This is a genomic window from Natronobacterium haloterrestre (assembly GCF_900112205.1).
GTDB classification, from domain to species: Archaea; Halobacteriota; Halobacteria; order Halobacteriales; family Natrialbaceae; genus Natronobacterium; species Natronobacterium haloterrestre.
The window spans coordinates 13384-37057 of sequence record NZ_FOKW01000006.1; the positions used below are offsets into that span (position 1 = coordinate 13384).

Genomic DNA, 23674 nt, shown 5'->3' on the forward strand with positions numbered 1-23674 from the left:
TGCCATCTCTTCAGCAAACTCGAAGAAGGCATAGAGAAACACACCACCAACAGAAAGTGGAATCATCGCTCCGAGTGCGCCTGCAAACAGGCGGAACATCTGAACGGCCATGTCCGGGTCGGCAGTCTGCAACTACTCGTGAGAATTTACGTTATTCTACGTTATCTCGATAATCCTCAAAATCAAAGTCAGGATTGAGTTGATACTCATTCTCATCTATTTTTTGAAGAGGCTCATTTTCACCGGCGAAATTATCCAGTGGTATACGGCGGATTTCAGATAGCTCCCTCGTGAGAGCGAATGTTCTTTGGGCTATCTCTTCGGCAGTAAGTGTACAATCATAATTCTGGTCAAAGACTCGCAAAATCCAATCGTATCCGACCAAATATTGATATTCGAACCTTTCGGGCGGCTCAGAATCAATAAACCTGGCGAAGGCGTCGGGGAGACGGCTAATCAGCAATTCTCTAAGAATGTCCTCAGCATTTGTCGCTAACTCGTTCGCAGGAGTAGAGACTCTATCTATATCTGCTACATCCTTGCCCTCGTGAACGATTTTATTTCGGGCGGTATACAACTCGTCTATCCTCTCGTTAAGTTCGCTCTCTTCTAAATTAGAAATTCTGTTGATTGGGACAGTGTTTCTAATTAACTTAGCTACTGCGACTGAGATAGATTGCTGTTTTATTTTCTCACCAAAGAGCTGTCCAATCCTCCCATGTAGTGTTGGATGTTCGTCTGGGTCAACTGAGTCCAGAGCAGCATCTTTCGCCCTCTCATATGCTCTTTCCTTCTCTTCATCAAAATCTTGTTCGTCTAATTCAACAAATGCCTCTATACCAGTCCACAATGCCACTAACTTATCTTCTGAAATACTCGTTGCAAGACCGTAATTATACCAATTAAGCGATTGTCGGGCTTTATCATCGCCATTGAGAACTGATTCTAAGTTTGCTCTCACTTGGTCAGCGGTCTTAATATTCAAATCATCAATAGGGTTGCTGACATCTACCATAGATTGATTTGCTGCATCTGCAGGACGGATTCGATAATGTGGACCAAGCAAAATCCCATTTTCCGATACAAATGACAAAATACTCACATCCTTTCTGGCCTTCTTTTGTAGGCTTCCACGAGCAATATCTCGGGCCTCTTCCCGGTTATCAGCGTCAATTGTATATTGTAAAGCCGCGTTTGCATTTCGATTCTCCCCTCCTAACGGAATAAGAGTGCCCTCTCCTAACTCACCACCATCCTGGATATTAGCTGGTCCAAGCAGTCGGTACCGAATATTATATTCTGTCATGATTACCTGGGCTCTCAGTAAATGTTTATAAGTGGCGGTCTACGGTAGTCGTACCTATCTAATCGTACTCTGCTAGGAGAGCTTGGTCCACTACCCCATACAAAGCGATGAATTACTGGTACCAATTTGTATGGACTGCTGAAGAGACATTCCAAGAAAAGAAACAAATTGGGTGCCTTCAAACTCTGATATGAGCTATGAGTAGGCAGCCCAGAGGGACTGAACCGTCTTATATGGAATATCTACAGCGGGGTATCGATTATGTTCGTGACCACCCTGAGCAAGCTGCTGCAGCTGGGTTGGCCGGTCTGCTACTTTTCGGAGATTCAGACGAAGAGTCGGATTATAATGTCGACTTTGTGTTTTGGGATGTTGAACACGGCGATGCTATGTTCATCGACTCTCCTGAAGCCAACATCGTGGTCGATTTGGGCCAGCACAAAAATGGTTTTTCTCCAATCAACTATCTGTCGAATAATGGTGTAGAGAGAGTTGACTGGCTTATAATCAGCCATCCTGATAAGGACCATATTCGCGATATAGCAATACTTGATGACCAGTACGATATTTCGCTCTATTCGTCCCCAGATGAAGCAGCACCATACATCAAGCATAAAAAAGAATACACCTATCCAAATGACGAAGTGTATCAGACCATCTCGGACAAGTTTTTAGAGTTCGAAGGTAGGCGACTTTCCTATCAAGAACCTCCAATTGAACGGGGGCAGTTGCGTGTTCACGAGTTTTCGCTTTCCCCCGATGAACTTGGGATGACTCCAGCCAAACAGCTATCTACTGATGAAAAATCTCCCTCGTTAAATAATCTTAGTATTCTCAATATATTTGAATATAATGGATTTAAATTATCAACAATGGGTGACTTGGAGGAAAAGGGGATTGAACTCTTGTTAGACCGTGCTGACGTAAGGAGAGCGCTTCAGGGTACTGATGTCTTGGTTGCACCTCATCATGGTCGAGACAGTAGTTATGCTCCACGACTTTTCGACTACATAACCCCAGAGATAGTCGCGATTTCAGATGCTGATGGAACTGAATATAGTGCATCTCAAAAATACAGCCATCAAGCAACGGGAAAAACAGTAGAACATCGAGAAGGAGATTCAACAGTCCGTAATGTCGTTACCACCCGGAAAGATGGGGCAATATACCTCGGGGTAAACTCGAGCAGTGACTATCAGGTGACAATCGAGTGAAGGGGCAGTCCCCTTTAGAACGCACAAGATGGCTGAGAACACAGTTGACGAACAGAATTCAAGAACCAGACCTCCAATGACTGTTATCTCGCTTTTCTGTTTGATGTATATAGAAGTCAGCTATCGCATATTGGATAAATCGCTTATTCATTTTCTCTTTCCGCTGTCCGAAGACCCAAATACCAATAAGACTCCCAATCAGGGCCAAACTAAGAACTGGCCAGGAACGAACAGTCACCAATCCTGTACGCTTTAGCAGGATTCCTATAGTGGTAATGAGAACTGCGATATGCCCTACCGCCCACATACTCCGATGAAATGAATGGAGAGCCTGGAACCGTAGAGCACGAGTCGCTGGTGTCGTTTCTATGTAACTTAATAGCAAACGGAACATCTCACCATAGTCATCGAAATTCTCAGGGAGGGCAAACTGCCGTTCCATCAAGGGCCAAACTGACTCCTCAACATACGTGATGTCTATCGGCAAGTCACCTACATCTTCACCGCGAGTAGCTCGTATGACCTTTCCGAAAAGTTTGGGTGTTCCATCGAGCCAACTAGCTATTACTTGGACAATATGTCCAAAAACAAGAGCAGAGACTAAGAAAGCACCAGCTCCGAGAGTCCCAGTTGAGGATGATATGAAGTTCTCAACAGGGAAAATAATACTCGGAATCAGTAATACTACTGCGCCGGGAACTAAGTTGGTGAGAACGTCGTAGAGTTCAAGAGCACGAAAGCTTCGAGCAACAGCCATTCCATTCTTTATTTAGGTCATCCTCTCATAACGTTTGGTGGATGCCTTTCGCGAGGAGTAGTCTCGACCAGAGACAGATACCTCCCAGTCATCGGGATTTGAGGCCTTTATACGGATTCTTCCATCGTTTCGAGTTGTAATAACATACCTTATATCTGTATTTCCTGTGTCTTCATGTTTGACTTCTACTCCGCTGGCATGGCTACGATATTCTTCTGTAGCCGGGTTTTGAGGGTCACCTTCATCTGAGAACACCACAAGGTCTGGATTGATATGGTCAACTAAGTCCTCATCGTAACTGCTGTCTCTCCCGTGATGAGGAGCAACCAGAACCTCTGAGTCCTCAATAGCTGCCATTGCAGTGGAGTTATCCTTCAATTCATCTATACCTTGTGACATTATATCGCCCATCGTCACGTACTGGAAACCGTAAGAATTGACGACCGATACCTTACTCAGGTTGTTCAGTTTCTTAAACCGACTACTGCCAAGAGAAGCATCGCTAGTACCAAAGTTATGGAATGTAACTCCGTCCGATGGAATACCGCCATCGGCTCTGGTTCGTCCTACCGTCCGTTCATCTATTGCCCATGATGGGTCAGATGGCGGTGTCTCAACGTCGCCATCGTACTCATCAAGAGTATTTAAATAATATTCAGCATCCTCAATGTAGTCCTCATGATTGTTCTCACGTGCCTCTTCTAACCCTTCTTCTACTAACTCTGTTGCCGATTTAGGTCGTTGTAGAATGCTGGGAGCAAGGCCCAATTCTTCCATCACATCGAGGTCTTCAATATGGTCGTGGTGGGGGTGGCTAATAATTAGATAGTCAATCTTGTTCACCCCGAACCGACTGTCGTTTATCCACCGAAGGGGTGACCACTCATTCTCACCTGTATTTGCGCCACAGTCGATAACCACGTCTCTATTTCCTGCACTCATGTAGGCTGCGCTTCCATGCTCTACGTCCCACACTCGAATATCGAGGACATGATTCGTCTTCTTCGCCATTCAGTTACCATTCATTATGTATGTTTGGTAAAAAGACTTCCGTGACCAAAGTGAAAGTGAAAATGATTCCCCAGTAGGTACAAATGCATTTTGCGTAACTGGCGTTAACGAAGACGACCGATAACGTCCGATAACCTCTCCCAGTGGACGAAAGGCGGTATCTTTACATTCATACCGCCCTGTACATTGAGTATGAGCGAATCACAGGAAAACACGAATGAACTAACACATAAACACGGAGAAACAGAAGCAAAGCGCGTTGCCCAGTATACCCGAGTTAGTACGGAAGAACAGAATCCCGAACAGCAGCGAAACCGAGTACAGGACTATGTCAACTACGAGTATAACGGGGCAGACCAAGTTGAATACGCTGATATTGAAACGGGGACATCAGCTGAAGCCCGAGAACAATTTCAGGAGCTACTCGATGACCTTGATGAACTCGACGCTGTAGTAGCTACAAAGCTCGACCGTATTGCTCGGTCAATCCGTGATTTTGAGGACATCATTGTGCAGTTCGAAGAAGCGGATACACGACTCGTCCTCACTGACCAACCAATTGGATACGACCCTGATGGAGAGGATGCTATGAGTACGCTGATGAGACAAATTACGGCTGTCTTCGCTGAGTTTGAGGTCAACTTGATTCAAGAGCGGACGAAGGCCGCAATTCGGGAAATGCGAGCTAACGGCCATAAGTGGGGGCGAGCACCATTGGGTTTCGACAAAGAAAACGGGAACCTGTATCCAACAGAGGACTTCAACCGAATCTGCTCGGTGTTAGAGCTGGTTGATAACGGTGAGCTGTCTCAGAATAAGGCAGCCTCGATGCTGGAAACCTCGCGGACGACGATTCGTCGAGCTACCACTGAGGAAGACCGCCGTGAACTGTACGACCTCCCGACCAAATCGGACCGATAGGAGAGATAACTTATTTCTATTGCCGTCGTTTCGACTTAGCTTCTCGTATCTCTGCTCCGTCTCGGAGTTTATCGGGACACTGTGGGCAGACTCGTGGCTCATCAACACCATCAGGAGCAAACACACGGACATATCGCTCCGTAACGTGTGTACCACAGTTCTGGCACTCAGGCATCGGACTTGACCACTACCAGTAAATCAGAAATTCTCAAATATAATACCTATGGCTTAATTTTGGCCATCCAGTGTACCGTTGTTTTCTACGGGACTGTGACTGACAGATGTTGTCAGTAGTAAAATGACCGAAGCGCCAGAGAACTCCGCTTACACTCCGTTTGTACTAACTTACGTTAGTACACGCTCCGCTACTGCTCCTGGCTTACACTCTTTTGTAAGTGACCAAGGTTTAAATAATTATCGGAATGTGGGGTAATAAAGAATGGAAAATTACTTCTAATAATATCGTACTCGTACTAGAGAGGGTCTACTGACAGAGGGTGCCCTCCCACCACTGACAACATCTGTCAGTAGATATTTAGGGAACTCTGTTCTGCTAGTGACTAATGGCTGATGAGAAAGATGATGCGTCCCGCATAGATGAGATGGAGGAAAGAATCACGCTGCTAGAATCACGGTTGAACAACGCTATCCGTTCTATTGATAACCTAGAAGAGAGTGTAGATAAGTTGGAAAATGAGAATCGTGAACTCATGAAAGAATTAGTTGAGAAGGTCCACACAAGTCAAGAGTTAGAAACTCAACTTTCTGATGCAGAACGCATCTATCACCTCGGATGGGATGAGGTGCATGTGAAAGATACTGCTCCAAGAAAACGAGCGATGAGGGTAATAGAGAACTGGAAGGAATGGTCTGATAAAGCGAAAAGCGGGGACAGAATGAAATTCAATCAGTTGGTAGAAAGGTTGGATACTATTCTTTCTATAAATGTGGAGTATAAGACAGTATCAAGGGTTGCTGAAGCGATGGAGAGTCTTAGTGACGGAAAATTCCGCGTGAAAGAGACTTCAAACGGCAAGATTATCTATCATGACCCCGATAAAACCCCATTCGTTTGGGAGCTCAGTCAGGTAACAGAGTAACAGGGCAACATCTTCTACAATTATTGTGGATTACTAACGGTGTAATCAATAGGGACTCATCCTGCACTCACGGTACACAACGACATCCAGATAGCATACCAACCAAGCTCTGCAAGGAAGAACACCGCTGCTACATACGCGGCTACTCAAGTAGGGACTAATGAATTTGCTCTCAGAGTTTCTATTAAGGATATACTCTCCGCGGTTCGTTATCTAGTTCAAACATCTTCGTATTACCTGTCGGAGGTCGAAGATTAAATCCATATGCATGAATTCGTTTCACATCTGTTTCAAAATCCTCTGTTTGAAACATCTCCTCTCGTACTGATGCTACATCTGGTGTCATTATTTGGACTATGTCAGCTGAGGCGTTTTCAATTTCACTACAGACCTCTTCATAATCCTCTTCCGACAGTTCTCCTTTGAAAGCATGGACTGTGAGCGTGAGATTATTTGTTATTTGTGTCACAAGGTCGGGAAGGTTATCTTCAAGATTCGTCTTGAAAAAGTCACCGACGCTTTCGAATTCCTCCAAGTTGCTATCGATTTCCAAGTCTTCCTTCATCATATCATCAGCAATCAGACTGGTGAAATGGGATGGGTAGTGCAGCAATTCTTCTCTGAGGAGTACTGCCCGCTGAGTCGGCTTGTGTTCAGTTTGTGGCTCGCACCCATACTGACTGTACTCCTGTAAAAGGATGTGTGACTCTTGGTTGTCTAATTCCTCCCCTGCTTGGTACCGCTCGTAAGTGCGGGTCAGAAGCTCATCACGGTTATCGCGAGTGACAGTGATGTCGGTCTGCACGACTGTTTCTGGGGTTTCGAGATTGTCACGGATTGCTTGTTCGAGGATTTGAGTTGCTTGGTGTTGGTCGCTATCCCAGAGACCCCCAATCAGAAACGACAGTGCGGTTTGGATGGTATCAACATTATAGGAGTCTCCAGCAAATGGAAGCGTTCGTTCTTCCTTGAAGCCATCACTGACTACCTTATTGTCGTCTGTATACAGCTCATTGAGGAGACAAAGGTCAACTAATCCTTGCTGAGCTCGGCGACGCATGCGGATTTCCGTTTGTGAATCTATTGTATGTTCAGTCCCGTCCATCACCGAGGTCAGAACGTCCCTATCGTCCTTTGTGAGAATTCCTCGATACCGTTTCCCTGACATACAACGGTATACGGAGCCCATATTAAAATACCTATTGAATTGTGCTTACCAAACCAAAATATTAGGGTCTATTCCCCCTCTCCAATTATAACTGTTATAACGGCCTATTTAACCTCGCATATATAATCTTACCCCCATATAAATCAACTCTAGTTTGTGCTTACCGATTCTAATCGTCAAATTTATATATGTCGCCTCCTCAGCCAAATATGTCGAACATGACAGCAAGAAAATTGACGGATGACATAGAAGCAGCAGTTCGGAACCAGCTCGATGAGTCGTGGAGTGTTGACTCACAAACAAATCTATGGAAGGTCCAGGCGGCGCACACGCCTGTATCGGCGCGTATCGAAGCACGGCAGGATGGGTCGTTTATCGTTACGAGCTACCGCCACTGCGAATGGGGCGACCAAGGAGAGGTTTCGTGTCTGGCCTCGTATGTGGAAGTCCACTCAGAAGATGACGCTGTCGAAGAAATCGTTGAGCGCTGCTGGTCGCTAGAGAACCAGTTTGATGCAACCGAGTCGCTGGGCGTTGATGTCGCCTCTGTTGAAACAGTAGGCAACGCCCTCGCGGAAACAGAAGCTGTATTCGCAGCAATTCCAGAGGACTACCTTGCTCGTGGCCTCTTCGAAGTAATCTACCACGTTCCCGCTGGTGGTGATGACGCAGGTGTCGCCGACGCACTACGCGAGTTTGACGCTGTTGAGATTGGAGGAAAACCGTACCCGATTCGGTTGAGTAGTGTATTAGCTGCAGAGACTCACCTCTATCGTCGAGTCCCACTGTACGCTGAGGCGATGGCGTATGGCCCGAAAGAGGTCACTGTTGAGGACGGAGTTCGGCAGGTCACCGAGTTCGTCCAGAACGGCGAGAACCCGACACCATTGCCGTCGGAATCTATTGCTGCGGACAGGCTTGCTGAGGAGCTTGTCGAAGCTGGTGCCGTTGCAATTGCTGTAGAAACAGAGCTTAGTAGCAAAGATGAACTCTCGCTGAGCGTTTGGATACCTGATGCGACTGCTTACGAGGTCGTTGGTCAGTACCAAACCATCAGTGTTGAAGGCGACGTGTTAGACCTCAACTTTGAGTTCTGTTGTGTTGGTGGACCGAACTTCCTCCATCGTGTCCCTGTCTATGCCGATGATGACATCAGCGGTATGGAGCCAGTGCCGATTGATGAGGGAATTTCAAACCTCCAAGAGTACGTTGCATCTGGTTGTCCTCGCTCTGTAGTCAATACTCAATGGGGTGAGAAGCGATGAGTACGACCTCGTCGAATCAAGCGAACGCTTGGGATGTCTTGCTTGAACTGCCGACTGATTTGACTGTTCCCTGCGAATTGAGGGGGAACCCAGAGGAGTACCTCGACGAAATCTTATCTTGTCTCGCAGCACTCCAGCACGGATTAGGTCAACGAAACTGCTGCGGAGCTGGAGTCCCGTTTGAACTCAACGGTGATACAGAGGTTGAAAGAATTGCTAAGGAGGTTATTGTAGCAAATCTTCCCTATGACTCTCACGTCTTCATATTTCGCGACCGTATTTACGCTACCACCGATGTAGACCAATTCGCGGAGCAACTCGTAGATGAGGAACATGAGCGCGTGGCACAGGCGATTAAAGAAAACGGTGCCACAGCTCGGGATGTACAAGAAAAGTACGGTCAGGTAGATGATTTGGAACCAGAGCCAGTACAAGACCCGTATGAGGAAGTCGCTCTAACTGCAGAGGAAGACCAATATCGACATTGGCCAGCCGAGATTGGTGAGTATGAACGCTTCGTGCCCGATTCAACTGACCATCCACCAATACTACCATACGGGAACGGTGAATGGGATACTACAATCCTGTGTATGGCCCCTGAGTTCACTGGTAGTGGCAATTGGAGAGTAATTCAGTTAGATGACTCTCCGAACAACGTGGTCGGACAGGGACTCATTTCAGACGACTACAATCCCTTAGAGAGCTATACCGTCCCCAACGAACTGGCAGCTACTGTTGCACTCAGTGCGATAGCTGAGCAACGGGATGATTTAGAAGAACTGCTTCTCCAATCTCTCGCAGGTATTGACCTCTTTCCAGAGGAAGTTGGTGAGGAAGTCTCAGCTGCATCCATTTCTCCTCGCTGCTCGGAAGAGTTGATGGTCGTGGTCAGGGATATAATCGCTCTAGAAATCGGTGACCAATACCGTATCGCAATCCATGGTGGAGAGGTACTGGCTATCGATAATATTGATTCCTTCGTTCAAAACCACGTGTGTGGAATGGAACACGAAGAAGCGGTTTACGAGATTGTCGAAGCCAGTGTGAATCGACGAGAAGCAATTGAAAGTATGCGGGACATGCTTGGAGGTGGCGAAGATGCCGAGTAGAGAATACAAGGGCGACCCAATTGATGGAGGGTACCAGCATATTTCAGAACGTGCAGAACGAACTGAAGTCCCACAGGATAACGCACACGACGGTCAGGAAGAATCGACGCTGCTCTCTGACCTTGACGCGACTCCGTTGCAAAAGGACATCATCGAGGTCGCGATGGTGATGCCCTCAGCCTCATATACAGACATTCATCAAGCTTGTCAGGACCGAGGTATCAACACAGCATATCAGACGGTACGAGAGACAGTGCAGGATTATCTTCCAACCAAGAATAAAGAGACCAATCCCTCAGCAACAGACGAACCTAAACCGTGGCGAGATGAGGGCCGACTGCGTGAGTTATACGTCGAACAAGAAATGACGATGACAGAGGTTGGCGACGAACTCGGTTGCAGTCATAAAACAATCGAAAATTGGCTCAAAAAGCACGGAATCCCCAAGCGGCCAAAAGGAACTCCTGAGCTTAAAGACCCTGACTGGCTACGTCAAAAATACCACACTGAAGGACTCACGCTATGTGAAATAGCCGACGAGCTGGAGTTAGCAGACCACACACCCGTTCTCCGAGGCATGCAAAATCACGGCATCGAGCGACGAGATTCTGGTTATCTCAAAAACACATCTCCCAATCGTAATAAAGTCCCGCGCAAACGGATTAAAATCAGAGAAATCGCAGCAGAGATGGATGAACCGACCACTGGAGCAGTGTATGAGCGACTCAAGGTAGAAGAATATGACGTTGCCTACGAATATGTCTCAACTGTGCTCAACGGGCATTATGACAAGCAAGATGGTATCGCAGAACAGGGTGAGGGCAATGACTGACTCTCGTGTTGCGAATCCTCATCCGCTGGATTTGGAGCATGACCGCGTCGTTCTCTCGAATCGAGAGGTCCAAGTCATTCAAAAAGCGCAACACAAATCCTATGAAGAGGTCGGTGAAGACCTTGGAATTGCTGAATCAACTGTCGGCACATACTACAGCCGTGCAAATTCGAAACTGGGCGAGCAGGTAACTGTGATAGAAGCGATGCTTGACCAGCAACGCAATGCTCGTCGTGATGAGAATATCGAAGCAGTTGCGCGATACGCGGTAGAACGACTCCGTGACCGAGGTCTTGATGTCAAATTCGAAATCCAAGAGCAAGAAGACAAGAACGGATAGACGGATAGTTAAAATTCTACAGCGAGTAAACCGAATTCTACAGTCACTGTGGATAAACGCAATTTTGGGAGCGTGAACGAGCCACTGAGCGGCGATGCAACGGAGTTGATAGAGAAAGCACAGAAAGAATCCGTTATTGACTATTTTGAACACTTCTCAGATATTCGTCAAAGTTGATGTTGTGCTCGCTGTATAACTCTGCTGCTGCTTTGAGGTGGGTCTCTGTCACGTCGGCATGCTCCATTAGGTACTCTTGTCTCTCCTCAATACGACCGATGCGGCCTGTGCCTCTATTATTGAAGTGGTTTTGAAGTAGCTCCAGCTCAGACCTCAACTCCCGAATTTCAGATTTGAGACGGTTGTTTTCGACTCGCACCTCCTCCAGTTCCTTCCGCATTTCATCGCGGTCTACAGACTGTGCAGGAGGGCGTGATAGGCCATCTAAATCAGACAAACCGTCTGGGTTGGTCCTGTAGAGATTAGCGTCAGCGACGTTCTCACGCTTTTCTGTTTCGCACACTACGAGTCCTGCATCGCGCAGTTTGCGGAGCCGCCTCCGAACCTTGCTGTCCGTCACACCGTCATACGAGGTGAGAGCAGCACTGATACTGGACGTGGACTCCCAAGTCTCTGACTCGCATAGATAAGAGAGAATCCACTGACTTATCCAATCAACATGTACGCCATTATATTTCATACATTCTGAACGAATCAGATAAGCCCTAAATGGTTTACTCAGGTAATGCACGGCAGACGACGACCGCAACGCGCTTATACTGTCTTTACAGTAGAACAGGGGGGAGTTCAACCACTGAAAGCATTGACCCACTTCACGTGAATTGAACCTCACTCACCAACGAGAGAGCGCACCATAGCTGCAGTCAAACGTAATTCCACACTCAGGACAGTCTCTTTCAACTTTCGATGGCTCGTAGACATCCTGATGGAAGGTTGAGATGATGGGGGCAAGTGATGCTGAGGTTTAAATACGCTACCGAAGCCAACAGCGGTGATGACTCGCTATCGGCTTGGAGACCGTGTTCGTATCGACATCACCTCCTTGGCGACAATACTGCCAAGAGGGAAGAATAGATTTCATTAGCTCATCTCTCAGCCATCAGAATGCTCTTTGAATAGCTTCGAATTTCCCAGAGAAAACACACTTGGCGGCTCGTCCGCACGCTTTTCGAGTTGTTTATTCGTCTGTATCTCGCTGATTGTATCGTATCGGTCTACGGTGGGGGAACGGTGCTAGAGTTCCGAAATTTTTCTTTTTGGAACACAGCGGGATAAGGAGTATAGACAGGGAGTAAATCGAAAAGCCATTTTGGAGGTAGAGGTGTTTAAACAGTGGAATAGGACAGTGTAGGTAATACGATTGGGGGGAGGTAGAAATCCTTCAAAACACTAATTGTATCGATAGGGTACAATAGGACTGCCCTGCATCGTGCTAATTGTATAGCTGACTATACAGTTAGCACTCGCTAACTGTCGGAAGAACATCGTGTTCTGGAGAAGTAGGGGTGAAATTAGTGGAAAAGAAGTAGCGTCAATTGTGTGGTTAGAAGTACAGTTAGTGCAAAACCTTTCCATCACCAGTAGGACCCCGCCGTTGAAAACTAAACAAAACCCACCGTTGAAACTCTCTACACCTAGGTTAGATTTTCACTCTGTCCCTGCCCTACACTCCTTGACCCGTCATGTACAGAAAAGAAAAGATTTCTCGACCCTGTTTCACTCCGTGATTCCCCCGTTCGTGACTCCCTCTTCCTGTTGCCACCTTGGAATCAATTGTGTGAGTTACATACAATAAATCCTGGCCTATTTAACCATCTTGCCCTAAGTATTAATCATAATGTCTAAGAACAAATCTGGGGACAATGAATCAGGGGCACAGCACATTAATGAGAGCGACTACCCGTCTCACACAATTCTACACGGCACAAATAGCGACAGTAAGCGCGTTACCATGCACAAATGGGCACATGAGGCGGTGTCCTACGTAGCTTCCGTTCGAAATCGGAAACTCACACAAGGTGTTTTGGCGTATGAATGTCTGCTGTTTTCCTATGATGAGTTAACTGATAGGCTGGACTCTGTAGAGTCCAGGTTAAACGAGTCTGCACCTGAAAAGCTTGATTTCGAGGCGTTAGATGAATTGAAGGTTCGAACAGAAGATGAGGCAGAAGAAGATATACGTAGAGGCGTTGAGAACCCTGAAAAGAAGCGTACGCAGGTGAAGGTCTGGCTGCCGCGCCAGGTTATGCAAACGGCACCGTGGCAGCGTGGTTGGGGTACTCGCCTCGAAGATGCTGTTCGGTCAGTGTACGCGTCGGCATTTTCAGACCGTATGGACCGTATCGAGTGCAAACGGCAGCTAATAGACTATGTGGAAAACGGTAGGAAACCCACTCATCCCATAGCTGTTGATGTTGTATCTGAGGATATGGGAGCGTACATAGATAGCCCTGAGATTCTCACGGAAGTTATTATAACTGACCCTGATGATTACTTCGCTATCTCGGACGATTTGACCCGCGTAAATGAACAAAAAGAGAAGATGTATGAACTATACGAGAACATGCCAACATTAAATAAAGGTAATTTTGTGGCTCTACTACAGAAGGCACACGGACACGATTCAGACTACGCAAAAGACCGCGTAGAAAAGTGGTGTGAAGAGTACGAGATTTTCGACTACGCTCCGATTGATGAAAAGACCGTAACACAGGACAATTTTGCTGAGTTAGCGGATGAGTTGATAGATACAGAGAGGAACGAGGCGGACCTAGTGAATCAGCTATTTGCCACAGCTGAAGAGGAAGGTGAAGACACCATGTCCTTAGAGGATGTAGCCGAAGTGCTGGAAGAAGGAGGTCTCATTAGAACCGCTACTCACAAGACCGCTGGTAAGAAGCTGCAAGAATACGATGAAAGGTACGGTATGACGAGTTTCAGGTATGTTGATAAGGGTGCGGTATACCTCTCGACCTATGCACCTTCGGCGTAACCCTTCGTGGTGCTGTACTGGTTATCAAGCCAACATGGTTCATTTTCAGTTCTAGTTGATTCCGATGAGCAGGTCGAGTACGAGGAGCAACAGAGTCCAAACTACGAGAATTGGAATCCATAGAATCGAGATACCAGAACCGACCGCTCCAGCGAATACGCCCGTCCAGAAACCGATGTAGTGCCAAGTCACAATGAAAAATAATACGAAAGGTGTTGTGACGAGAAAGACCAATGCAAATAGCTCAGTCCCGTTTGCATGCCAGATGTGGCTCAAGCCGATGATGCTCATATAGTATAATTGATGCAGAGCTATTGCAGTTGCAATGAGTTGAACGGCAGCGTTAGGAGGTTAGTCATCGTCCCAATCTCCTTGCTTGGCGTGTTGGAGGTCCCGTTCGAGACGTTCAATCCGTTGCTCTAGAGTTTGTGGGTCGATGTCCGTCAGATGCTGATATTCGGCTGGAATTTGCTCCGTCTGCGCTTCGAGCATCTTAGAGCCGAAAAAGCCGTTTTGCTGTGCCTCAGCGATGACTGCTGCTTCCTTCGCCCATTTCAACTCCTCCTTCAATTGCTCCGCATCGTGTTGCCTCATAGAACATCACGACAAGACAGAGAAGGAATCAGAATGTCATTCTTACGGTCTCATCTTCTAATAAAGGGAGAGTGGGCTACCCAATAACATCTCTATAGCTCTCTCGTATGCTTTTTTCCTTGAAAGACAAATAGGCTTCTTCTGTAGTCTCTAAATCAGCGTGTCCGAGCATCTGGCGCAAAAATTCGACATTCCCTCCATCACTAATATATTTTATAGCAAAATTAGAACGGAAGTGCTGCGCAACGTATCTATAGCGCGGGTCTCCCTTTGCATCTGTGAACATAATTTCTTGAACGCCTGCATCTCTTGCCGTCTGTCGTACAATCCTATTCAGCCAGTTAGGGTGGATTTGCTCACTTCTGAGGCTTACCAACAAATACGGCGACTCTGAAGCGGGTTTGTAGCGTTTCCTGCCTACGTTCAGGTATTCTGTGAGTAGAGAATCTGTCCTGTTAGTATAATATACGGTCTTCTCTGCACCATCTCTCTTGGCAATTTGTATATTCTCTATTTTCCGATGTTCTCGACCTTCCTCTATTTGTTTCACGGTCACGCTACACAATTCGGACGCTCTAAGTCCTGTATCTCTCAATAATTGTATTATTAGTTTATCACGTATAGAGTCAGCTTCCCTTACCATCTGGTCTATTTTGTCAGAATCTAGCTCAATGACGCTCTCTCCTTGTTCTTCGACCTTCTTAGGGTTCGACGTACTCCATTCATCAGGCTTTATTTCGTCATCATATTCTTTTTCAGCTTCATCTACTGGATTATCTACGATAATCCTTTCAATTTCTAATGCTCTAAAATAAGCTCCTAAGTGCCTATACATGTTATATGTAGTAACTTTTGTGTAGGTGTTTTTCAGCTTGTTCAAGTATGAAAGAATATCAAGTGCTTCAACATTTTCAGGCTCTAAATCTCGCTCCTTCAAAAATACTGCAAAGTGCTTTAGAGTGCTTCTTGCTTGCTTTAACGCATCTTCTGTATCCATATCACTTGCTATATGGTCTTTGCAACGCTCCCAGTATGGTACGGTCTCTGTCATTGTTATTCTGCCAAAGATATTCCATCTACAGCTTCATTCTGAACTAATGCATCATACAGAAGTTTTCTTACCGTGGCGTCTACAGAATCGCTTAGCTCGGCTTCTGTAAGCTGTTCTTCGTGTGCTTGTTCTACAGCTCCAGAAATACCATTTATATCTCTCTGCATGCTTTCTAAGAGCCGTACCACTTCGTCTATGTCGTTCAGGTCTCTGTCTGCTTGGGATTCGTTTATGTAGTCGTTCACTGCGGTTCTGATTAGGTCCGATTTGGTATTGTGTGGCGTTTTCTCTTCATCTACCCACTCAGTCCATTCCGAGAATTGCTCATCTGAAAGCTCCACATTCACTTGTGGCATACTCACCCATTCACAACGACGCTATATAAACTATTACAGATAATATCTGTACTTAGTTTCATACTGTGCCGTCAACTACTACGAGGAGAACGTCCACTCCCACGAGTGGCAGGAGTCGATCGACGTCGAGATGACCCGCTGGGACCGCGAGGAGTACCGCCGGGCGTTCCGGGAGGCCGGCCTCCGCGTGGCCGAGCAGGACAACATCCCGGACCGGGAGACGACGATCCCGGACGCGTCCGAGTTCCCGACCGAAGACTGGGACACTCGCGAGGACATGGTCGAACGCTACCGCGAGTACGGGACGCTGCTGACGGTCGGCGTCGCCCCCTGATTTCGACTGGAGACCCGTCGGGCCGACTCGGGTGAGTGCCGATCAGCCCGTGGATTCGGGCGCGTCGGACTGCTCGTCGCTTTCCGCCCGTCCGTCGTCCGATGGCTCCCGCTGTCCCCAGAAGCCCTCGCCTTTCCTCACCTCGAGGTCGCCGAGTACCTCGGTCTGGCAGGCCAGTCGCAACCCCTCGCGGCCGCGCAGCGGCGGCACCGAGAGCCGCCGTCTTTCGGCCGCCGTCGGTTCGCTCACGTCACCCTCGAGTCGAACGGCGCAGGTGCCACAGGTCGCGTGACCGCCGCAATTGAGGGTGTCGGCCATCCCGTTGTGCGGCGACAGTCCCGTTTCAAGGAGCACGTCCCGGAGGTTCGCACCGCGTTCGCACTCGATCCGTTCGCCCCGGTAGTACACGGTCGGCATGAAGTGGCATACGGTACCGAACTACAAAGAGCCGCGGGGCCGCCGTCGACGGCGCTACTCGAAGCGTTCGCCGGCCGGAATCGCGGCCTCGAGCCAGTTCTCCTCGGGCGGGAGCGGGCAGTCGAACGTCTCGCTGTAGGCACAGAAGGGCGTGTACGCGAGGTTGAAGTCGACGACGAGTTCGTCCCCATCTGTGAGTTCCCGGTCGGGTGCCAGTTCCATGTAGCGGCCGCCCTGGTAGGTCTGCTGGCCGGTCGTCTTGTCCCGGAAGGGGATGAAAAGCGGCTCCTCCGCCCGATTCCCCTGGGGGCGTTCCTGCTGGTAGGCGGCCAGCTCCAGGGTAGCGTCCTCGAGGTCCTCGTCCGTGCGCTCGAGGTCGACGGAGAGGGTCACCGTCCACAGATAGCGCATCTCCCGGCCCGCGGTGGTGTCCATCAGGACGACTTCGGGGTCGTCGTGGACCGTCGCGGTCGCGGTTACGCGGTACTCCGGATCGGGGTCGAAGTAGTCCAGTCCGTCGAACCCGTCCCGTTCCTCGGGCGGGATCGGCGACTGCGGGTGCTCGGCGAAGAACTCGTTTTTCTCGGCGCGTTTGGCCTCGAGTTCGTCGCGCCACTGGTCGACGTCGAAGTCGGCGTCGGCGTCGGCGTCCGTCTCGCTCATACCTCCGATTGTGACCCCACACTCGAGTGCGTTGCGTTCGCGGCGCCGCGCTGTTCACTCGCTGAGAGCGGGGCGAACCCACTTCCCCGCGCCGGCGCAAGGGGTAGACGATGTGGCCCTGGGAACACGCGCTCGTGGGGTATCTCGCCTACTCGCTGTGCTGTCACGCCTTCCACCGCGAGTCCCCGGGCGGCCTCGAGGCGTTCGCGGTCGTCGTCGCCTCCGTCCTGCCCGACCTGATCGACAAGCCGCTGGCCTGGGAGTTCGGCGTCTTCGAGAGCGGGTATGCGCTGGGCCACTCGATCTTCGTCGCGGTCCCGCTGGCGATCGTCGTCGGCTCGCTCGCGCGGGCCTGGGGTCGATCCCGCGCGGGGCTCGCGTTCGGCCTCGGCTACCTGTTGCACCTGCCCGCCGACGTCGTCGACGGCTACGTCAGGGGCGGCTACCTCGAGTTCGGCATCGTCCTCTGGCCGGTCGCGCCCGTCGAGACGCCTCCCACGGCCGCTCCGGCGGGCTTTCTCAGCGAGTTCTCCCGGCTGTTCGCCGGCTACCGGGAGCAGTTGCTCGCCGGTGAACTCTCGACGTACCTGTGGTTGCAGTTCGGGATCGTCGTCCTGACGGCGCTACTGTGGCTCTACGACGGCGCACCGGTCGCCCGCGAGTGTCTGGCCGGTGGGAAACGGACGCTGGTTTCGCTGGGATCGTCCATCCGTGGGCTACGGGAACGGCGAGAACGGTGAGGAGTTGCGCCGACGAACGTGGTGTCGACCTCGCTCAGCCGTCCGGTTCGCCCGCGATCGTCACGACGCCGTTGCGGACGGAGACGTCGGTCGCCGACGGCGGAAGATCGAACTCGCACTCGAGTCCCTGATCGTCCGCGACGACGATGACTCGCGAGTCGACCACGTCGACGGAAAGCTCGTCGCCGGTGGCCCTGTCCCGGCCGAAGTCGACCGCGATGAGGCTCTCGTCTGTATCGTCGTACTCGAAACTCCGAACGAGCGCGTCGTCACCCTCGGCGTTTCGGAGCGGTTCTGGTACGTTCACGTCCGGTTCCAGGGACCAGTGGATGGTAAGCCTCCGGCCGGCAACGTCCTGCCACACCTGCGGTCGGGAAGCGACACAACGTTTATCGATCGCCCGGTACACCAGTCAACCATGTTACATTCTCCCGACTCGTCGACGGGGGTGACGCCGGCGTGACCGGGATCGATCGTCGATCGCTTGCGATCTTCCTGGGGACGCTGGCGGTGCTCTCGGGCGCGGTCGTCGCCGTCTCGCGACTCGCCGGCGTGAGCATGCTCGCGCTCGCGCCCGCGTACATGTTTACGCCGATGCTCGCCGGCATCGCGACCTGCATCGTCGGTCGGCTGTCGTTCGAGGCGGCGGGACTCAGGCTCCCGCGGGGTCGATTTCGCTGGCTCGCAGTCGCCATCGCCGTCCCGATCGCTCTCGTGTTGCTGGGGACGGCGATCTCGCTGGGGCTGCCGGGGGTGGAGTTCGTCCCCGACGCGAACCCGCTGACCGGCGAGGGGACCGAGTTCGCCCAGCCACAGGACGGCGAGGCAGCCCCGGCCGGCCCGTCTCTGCCCGGTTGGCCCTGGAACCTGTTGATCTCGATCGTGGCCGCGGTCGTCTTCGGCGTCACGATCAACGGCGTCTTCGCGTTCGGCGAGGAGTTCGGCTGGCGCGGCGTCTTCCTGACGGAACTCGCCCCCCTCGGCTTCTGGGGCGCGTCGGCGGTCATCGGCCTCTGCTGGGGGGTGTGGCACGCACCCGTCATCCTCGAGGGGTACAACTATCCGAACTACCCCGTCGTCGGCGTCGGGATGATGACCGCGGCCTGTCTGGCGATGTCGCCGGTCTATACGTACGTCACGATCGAGGCGCAGTCGGTGCTGGCTCCGACCGCGCTGCACGGCACGTTCAACGCCTTCGCGGCGACGATGCTCGTCTTCGCACAGGGCGGCTCCGAACTCGTCGTCAACCCCGTCGGGGCGGTCGGGATCGCGGTCTTCGGGCTCGCCGCCGTCGGAATCGCTCTCACGGGAACGCCCGCGCTCGAGGGCGACTGGGCGCTGCCGGTGGAGAGCGAAGCCGGGGACGGCGGCGGCCGGGAGAGCGGGGGCCTCGAGGGGTCGCCGCTCGAGGAGTAGCGGTCGACGTTTCGTCTTCCTCGGTGGCGCTGAGACGGCCCGCGTACGACCGGGGATCGGTGCCGAACGGACGTTTATAAGGGAAGCCGCCGCGACTTCGGTCCGTCAACGCTATGGACGACCGCCCACGAGTACGCGAAGAATGACGGACTGGCGCTCGATCTTCGGCCACGACGAGCCCTACGACGAGCAGGTCGACGGGATCGAAACCGCGATCGAGACCGCCCGCGAGGGCGGCTACACCGTCGTCGAGGGGGCCTGTGGCACCGGGAAGACCATGCTCGCGCTGACGGCCGGGATCGACCTCGTGCGCGACTCCGACAGCGACTACGAGCGCGTCCTCGTCCTCACGAGCGTCAAACAGCAACTGCGCCAGTTCGAGGCGGACCTCGAGACGATCAACGGGAACCTGCCCGACGACTGGCGGCCCGTCTCGGGGCTCACGCTGGTCGGCAAGGCCGACGTCTGTCCGTACAACCGCGAGGGGGCGGCGGGGATCGACGACGGCAACGTCTACGACCGCTGCGAGACGCTGCGGGATCGCACCCGCGATCTCACGGGTGAGGGCGGCGAAACGACCGCGAAGAACCTCGCCGCGCGGGCCCGCAGCCAGCAGATCGGGCTGGCCGACAGCGGCCGCGCGAACAGTGGGACCTACCTCGAGACCGCGGGCGAACCGACGCCCTACCCGCGGGACCTCCCGGAGTACGACGACGGCGGCGCAGCCGGGGTCGCCACGGAGTACTGCCCGTTCTACGCGCAATACCTCGAGGACCTCCCGGAAAGCGAAGACGGGACCGGCGACCCGGCCGAGGCCGTCCCCTACGACTTCACCCAGGCGGGGATGGTCACCCCCGAGGATCTGGTGGCCCGCGCGGCCCGGAACGGCACCTGCCCGCATTCGGTGATGGGCGCGGTGCTTGGCCAGGTCGAGGTCGTCGTCGGCAACTACTACCACGCGTTCGACCCGCGGACGGTCGGCTCGTTCACGGGCGCGTTGCTCGACGACTCGACGTTCGTCGTCTGCGACGAGGCGCACATGCTCGAGCCCCGCGTTCGCGATCTGGTCAGCGACGGGGTCGGGGACCGAACGTTGCGGGACGCCGAGACCGAACTCTCGCGGGTCATTCAGCCGGTGAAGTTCGAGCGCGAGGGGCGACGCGCGGAGGGCGGTTCCCAGACCGCCGACGCCGACCTCGTGCGCGCCGAACTGAACGACAGCGACGTCACCTACGAGGAACTCAACCGCACCCTCGAGTTCATCGGCGACCTCCGGGCGGAACTCGACCGCCGGGTGACGGCCTATCTCGACCGGAACCACAGGGGGTGGAAATCGAACCTGAACGATCTCGAGGACGACGAGCTCCCCCTGCGCGACCCGGCGGAACCCGCCGAGGACGAGATCACGGAGTGGGCCCGCGAGGCCGGCTACGGCGACGCCGAGTGGGTCCGCGCCGAAGCCGTCGGGGCCGTCGTCGCCCGGATCCTGAACGAGGCCGAGGACGAGGAGCGCACCCGCGCCGCGCCCGCGGTCGGCCGCGTGCTCGGCGAGTGGTACCGCCGCGATCACACCGATTACTTCCGGGAGATCGAACTCGAGCGGACCTGGGACGACACCGAACCCGCGGATTCCTGGCGGCGAGCCTACAACGCTCGCCTCGCGCTGCACAACTGCGTCCCGAGCGACGCTATTGGCGAACGGCTCGCGGCCTTCGGCGGCGGCGTCCTGATGAGCGCCACCCTCGAGCCGATCGACGCCTTCACCGAGGTGACGGGACTGGAGTACCTCGCACGCGAAGAAGACAGGCCGATCGTCGAGCGCCGCTACGGGCTACACTTCCCCGAGGAGAACCGCGAGAGCTTCGCGGTCGCCGCGCCGAAGTTCACCTACGACAACCGTGGCTATCCGGGCGAGGAGAACCCGACCAGGACCCACTACGCCGACGCGGTCTCGAAGGTCGCCCGGCTCCCGGGCAACGTCCTCGTCGGGATGCCCAGCTACGCCGAGGCCGAGTGGATCGCCGGCGAACTCGAGGAACGAGTCGACAAACCCGTCCTGCTCGACGCCTCGAGCGACGACGAGACGACCCAGTCGCTGAAAGCCGAGTTCTTCGCGGGCGACGGGAAGGTGCTCGTGACGAGCCTGCGCGGGACGCTGACCGAGGGGGTCGACTACAGCGGCGACCGGCTCTCGGCCGCCGTGGTCTGTGGCGTCCCGATCGTCAACACCTCGAGTCCGCGGACGAGGGCCGTCCGGCGGGCCTACGACGACGCGTTCGGGGACGGGTTCGAGTACGCGCTGACGATCCCTGCGGTCCGGAAGGCCCGACAGGCGATCGGCCGGGTCATCCGCAGCCCGGCGGACGTCGGAGTTCGCGTCCTGCTCGACGAGCGCTACGCCCGCGATAGCTGGGACTCGGTTCGAGAATACCTGCCCGACGACGGCGAGTTCCAGTCTGTTAGCTCCGACATGCTCGAGTACGGCCTCGAGCGGTTCCGCTCGCGGCTCGAATCGTCCTAACGAATCGGAACGTATCGCTCCGACCGGTGGTCCGTGGATCCGTCCCCGTTTTCACTCTCGCTCCGACAGCCGTTCTCGATGCCCGTCCTCCGGCGCATCGGCCGCCGATCGCTTTGTTTCGTCCTCGAGCCGGGACTCGATGCGCCGCTCGAACTCGGCTTCGGATAGCTCACCGCTCTCGTACCGCCGTTTCAGGTCGACGAACGGATCGTTCGTCGCCGCGGCGTCCGCGTTCGTGACGGACGCGGGTGGTGCATCCGGATCGGTCCCAACGTTCGACGCCGTCCGTTCGTGGATCTTCGTCCCCCGCGAGTACGCGTCCGCCGACTCCACGTTCCCGATGAGCGAGAGATACACCGGCCAGAGGACGGTCAACGAGAGGGCAAGCGCCGGCAGCCCCAGCCCGAGGAACGCGGGCAGCCAGAACAACGCGCCGAGGGACACCCCCCATCGCGGGACCTCGAACAGGGCAAGCGCCAGCAGCCAGAGCCCGGCCGTGCCGACCGTCGACCCGAGGAGCGACCGTCCGAGCCATCCGTCGGGCGTATAGTGCTCGACGAGCGCGTGCCACCGCCCGAGCCGATCGGAGCGGTCGAACCGTCGTTCACCCATACGTATCGCTTCGTCTACACGACGATTATTGTTACGAAATCTACACTCGTCCGGCGGTACCGGCGATACCGGCGGTACTATCGGCGGGGCACGTCGACGGAGCGACGCTCGCGTACCCGTTCTTTGATCTCGCTGCTCGAGTGGAGTCGGTCGCCGTCGGCCTCGAGGCCGCTGGCCCGTTCGACGCGACAGTCGATCCCCCAGTCGGCGAGCATCGCGGCGACCTCGCGTTCGTCGTGGTGCTGGTCGTGACCCAGCACGAGCACGTCGGGATCGATCGCCCGGATCGGCACGGAGAAGTCCTCGGGGTGGCCAAGCCGGGCGTGATCGACGACCTCGAGGGCGGCGACGGCGTCGCGTCGCTGTGGGGCGGGGACGATCGGAGCCGGTTTGTGGTCGACCGTCTCCGGGCGGGCGACGATTACGTGGAGTTTCTCGCCCAACGCGGCCGCCTCCTCGAGGTAGTGGACGTGGCCGGGGTGGAGCAGGTCGAACGTGCCCTGGGCGACGACGCGGGTCGGGTCCCTCGCTGGGCTTCTTTCCTGCTCGTGCTCGTGCTCGGACTCGGACTCGGTCATCCCGACCCCCGTACCGTGACGGTCGTGGTCGTGGACGTCTCGGTATACAGCGAGTACAGGAGGATAGCGAACCCGCCGGCAGTACAGGAACTCTGTATCGCGACGCCGAGCCCGATGCTCCCGCCGATCAGGTGGGCGAGGCCGGCGATGCCCGATCCGGCGACGATGAAGCCGAAGCCGGCGGCCACCGCCCGCAGCGCCCGAGAGCCGGTTCGGCGGAACGCCCGGTAGGCGAGCCCCGCGACCGCGCCGCCGAGGAGGAGCGTCGCGGCGTTGGCTGCCACGATGAAAGCCGTGTATTCGTTCATAGCTATCGTATTGGGTGTCGGAAACGGGGATCCGTACCGACTCTCCACGAT

Annotated in this window: 25 protein-coding genes and 1 pseudogene; 12 read left to right on the forward strand and 14 right to left on the reverse strand. The window is 53.5% G+C overall.

Features of this window, described 5'->3' with window-relative positions; all coding sequences use genetic code 11:
* Positions 1-151: 151 nt before the first annotated feature.
* Entirely contained in the window at positions 152-1306 is a 1155-nt protein-coding gene (locus BM113_RS21865; RefSeq protein ID WP_143095831.1) for a HEPN domain-containing protein, read from the reverse strand.
* A gap of 197 nt (positions 1307-1503) precedes the next feature.
* Here BM113_RS21865 and BM113_RS21870 point away from each other — a divergent pair, with 197 nt between their 5' ends.
* Positions 1504-2520: a ComEC/Rec2 family competence protein gene (locus BM113_RS21870; protein WP_143095832.1), complete on the forward strand. Its 1017-nt coding sequence runs from the start codon at positions 1504-1506 to the stop codon at positions 2518-2520.
* Positions 2521-3289: 769 nt separating this feature from the next.
* Here BM113_RS21870 and BM113_RS21875 read toward each other — a convergent pair.
* Positions 3290-4288, reverse strand: a complete 999-nt coding sequence (locus tag BM113_RS21875; protein ID WP_143095833.1) for a ComEC/Rec2 family competence protein — start codon at positions 4286-4288, stop codon at positions 3290-3292.
* A gap of 192 nt (positions 4289-4480) precedes the next feature.
* Here BM113_RS21875 and BM113_RS12265 point away from each other — a divergent pair, with 192 nt between their 5' ends.
* Positions 4481-5209: a recombinase family protein gene (locus BM113_RS12265; RefSeq protein ID WP_143095834.1), complete on the forward strand. Its 729-nt coding sequence runs from the start codon at positions 4481-4483 to the stop codon at positions 5207-5209.
* A gap of 16 nt (positions 5210-5225) precedes the next feature.
* On the opposite strand, the gene BM113_RS23105 is transcribed toward BM113_RS12265, so the two are convergent.
* A complete protein-coding gene (locus tag BM113_RS23105) occupies positions 5226-5384 on the reverse strand; it encodes a DUF7563 family protein (protein WP_449406646.1) in 159 nt (52 codons plus the stop codon).
* Between the two features lie 388 nt (positions 5385-5772).
* Here BM113_RS23105 and BM113_RS21880 point away from each other — a divergent pair, with 388 nt between their 5' ends.
* Complete coding sequence (locus tag BM113_RS21880) at positions 5773-6309, forward strand: V-type ATPase 116kDa subunit family protein (RefSeq protein ID WP_143095835.1); 537 nt, start codon at positions 5773-5775, stop codon at positions 6307-6309.
* 184 nt (positions 6310-6493) lie between these two features.
* On the opposite strand, the gene BM113_RS21885 is transcribed toward BM113_RS21880, so the two are convergent.
* The gene (locus tag BM113_RS21885) at positions 6494-7477 is read right to left on the reverse strand and encodes a DUF8102 family protein (protein WP_143095836.1); all 984 of its coding nucleotides are present in this window, start codon (positions 7475-7477) and stop codon (positions 6494-6496) included.
* A gap of 218 nt (positions 7478-7695) precedes the next feature.
* Between BM113_RS21885 and BM113_RS12285 the strand changes: the two genes are divergently transcribed.
* From BM113_RS12285 to BM113_RS12300, 4 genes are read left to right on the forward strand one after another with little or no spacing between them, the layout of a single operon-like run.
* Positions 7696-8742: a hypothetical protein gene (locus BM113_RS12285; protein WP_089788375.1), complete on the forward strand. Its 1047-nt coding sequence runs from the start codon at positions 7696-7698 to the stop codon at positions 8740-8742.
* The gene (locus BM113_RS21890) at positions 8739-9851 is read left to right on the forward strand and encodes a hypothetical protein (RefSeq protein WP_143095837.1); all 1113 of its coding nucleotides are present in this window, start codon (positions 8739-8741) and stop codon (positions 9849-9851) included. The genes BM113_RS12285 and BM113_RS21890 overlap by 4 nt, the downstream gene beginning before the upstream one ends.
* The gene (locus BM113_RS21895) at positions 9841-10683 is read left to right on the forward strand and encodes a COG3415 family protein (protein WP_143095838.1); all 843 of its coding nucleotides are present in this window, start codon (positions 9841-9843) and stop codon (positions 10681-10683) included. The genes BM113_RS21890 and BM113_RS21895 overlap by 11 nt, the downstream gene beginning before the upstream one ends.
* A complete protein-coding gene (locus BM113_RS12300) occupies positions 10676-11023 on the forward strand; it encodes a LuxR C-terminal-related transcriptional regulator (protein ID WP_177209160.1) in 348 nt (115 codons plus the stop codon). Before BM113_RS21895 ends, BM113_RS12300 begins: the two co-directional genes overlap by 8 nt.
* Positions 11024-11156: 133 nt before the next feature.
* Here the strand turns inward: BM113_RS12300 and BM113_RS21900 are convergent, their stop codons facing one another.
* Positions 11157-11600, reverse strand: a complete 444-nt coding sequence (locus tag BM113_RS21900; RefSeq protein WP_143095839.1) for a hypothetical protein — start codon at positions 11598-11600, stop codon at positions 11157-11159.
* A gap of 1278 nt (positions 11601-12878) precedes the next feature.
* On the opposite strand from BM113_RS21900, the gene BM113_RS21905 reads away from it, so the two are divergent.
* Positions 12879-14033, forward strand: a complete 1155-nt coding sequence (locus tag BM113_RS21905; RefSeq protein WP_143095840.1) for a hypothetical protein — start codon at positions 12879-12881, stop codon at positions 14031-14033.
* Between the two features lie 351 nt (positions 14034-14384).
* Here the strand turns inward: BM113_RS21905 and BM113_RS12320 are convergent, their stop codons facing one another.
* From BM113_RS12320 to BM113_RS21910, 3 genes are all read right to left on the reverse strand, one after another.
* Complete coding sequence (locus tag BM113_RS12320) at positions 14385-14627, reverse strand: hypothetical protein (RefSeq protein WP_089788382.1); 243 nt, start codon at positions 14625-14627, stop codon at positions 14385-14387.
* 76 nt (positions 14628-14703) lie between these two features.
* Positions 14704-15678, reverse strand: a complete 975-nt coding sequence (locus tag BM113_RS12325; RefSeq protein WP_089788383.1) for a tyrosine-type recombinase/integrase — start codon at positions 15676-15678, stop codon at positions 14704-14706.
* A 2-nt stretch (positions 15679-15680) separates the two neighbouring features.
* The gene (locus tag BM113_RS21910; RefSeq protein ID WP_143095841.1) at positions 15681-16034 is read right to left on the reverse strand and encodes a hypothetical protein; all 354 of its coding nucleotides are present in this window, start codon (positions 16032-16034) and stop codon (positions 15681-15683) included.
* Between the two features lie 61 nt (positions 16035-16095).
* Here BM113_RS21910 and BM113_RS12330 point away from each other — a divergent pair.
* Positions 16096-16368: pseudogene (locus tag BM113_RS12330) on the forward strand (class I SAM-dependent methyltransferase); the annotation flags it as partial.
* A 42-nt stretch (positions 16369-16410) separates the two neighbouring features.
* Here BM113_RS12330 and BM113_RS12335 read toward each other — a convergent pair.
* Positions 16411-16785: a 2Fe-2S iron-sulfur cluster-binding protein gene (locus tag BM113_RS12335; RefSeq protein WP_089788384.1), complete on the reverse strand. Its 375-nt coding sequence runs from the start codon at positions 16783-16785 to the stop codon at positions 16411-16413.
* 54 nt (positions 16786-16839) lie between these two features.
* Entirely contained in the window at positions 16840-17448 is a 609-nt protein-coding gene (locus tag BM113_RS12340; protein WP_089788385.1) for a DUF1684 domain-containing protein, read from the reverse strand.
* A 110-nt stretch (positions 17449-17558) separates the two neighbouring features.
* On the opposite strand from BM113_RS12340, the gene BM113_RS12345 reads away from it, so the two are divergent.
* Positions 17559-18188 (forward strand): metal-dependent hydrolase, encoded by a 630-nt coding sequence (locus BM113_RS12345; protein WP_089788386.1) that lies wholly within the window; start codon positions 17559-17561, stop codon positions 18186-18188.
* Positions 18189-18222: 34 nt separating this feature from the next.
* On the opposite strand, the gene BM113_RS12350 is transcribed toward BM113_RS12345, so the two are convergent.
* Positions 18223-18495: a DUF7127 family protein gene (locus BM113_RS12350; protein ID WP_089788606.1), complete on the reverse strand. Its 273-nt coding sequence runs from the start codon at positions 18493-18495 to the stop codon at positions 18223-18225.
* A 152-nt stretch (positions 18496-18647) separates the two neighbouring features.
* Between BM113_RS12350 and BM113_RS12355 the strand changes: the two genes are divergently transcribed.
* Both BM113_RS12355 and BM113_RS12360 read left to right on the forward strand, forming a co-directional pair.
* A complete protein-coding gene (locus BM113_RS12355; RefSeq protein ID WP_089788387.1) occupies positions 18648-19604 on the forward strand; it encodes a CPBP family intramembrane glutamic endopeptidase in 957 nt (318 codons plus the stop codon).
* A gap of 142 nt (positions 19605-19746) precedes the next feature.
* Complete coding sequence (locus BM113_RS12360; protein ID WP_089788388.1) at positions 19747-22125, forward strand: ATP-dependent DNA helicase; 2379 nt, start codon at positions 19747-19749, stop codon at positions 22123-22125.
* A 51-nt stretch (positions 22126-22176) separates the two neighbouring features.
* Here BM113_RS12360 and BM113_RS12365 read toward each other — a convergent pair whose 3' ends face one another.
* The 3 genes from BM113_RS12365 to BM113_RS12375 form a co-directional block, all read right to left on the reverse strand.
* A complete protein-coding gene (locus BM113_RS12365; protein ID WP_089788389.1) occupies positions 22177-22737 on the reverse strand; it encodes an SHOCT domain-containing protein in 561 nt (186 codons plus the stop codon).
* 77 nt (positions 22738-22814) lie between these two features.
* Complete coding sequence (locus BM113_RS12370) at positions 22815-23315, reverse strand: FAD synthase family protein (RefSeq protein ID WP_089788390.1); 501 nt, start codon at positions 23313-23315, stop codon at positions 22815-22817.
* Entirely contained in the window at positions 23312-23623 is a 312-nt protein-coding gene (locus BM113_RS12375) for a DUF7521 family protein (RefSeq protein WP_089788391.1), read from the reverse strand. The genes BM113_RS12370 and BM113_RS12375 overlap by 4 nt, the downstream gene beginning before the upstream one ends.
* Positions 23624-23674: the final 51 nt, after the last annotated feature.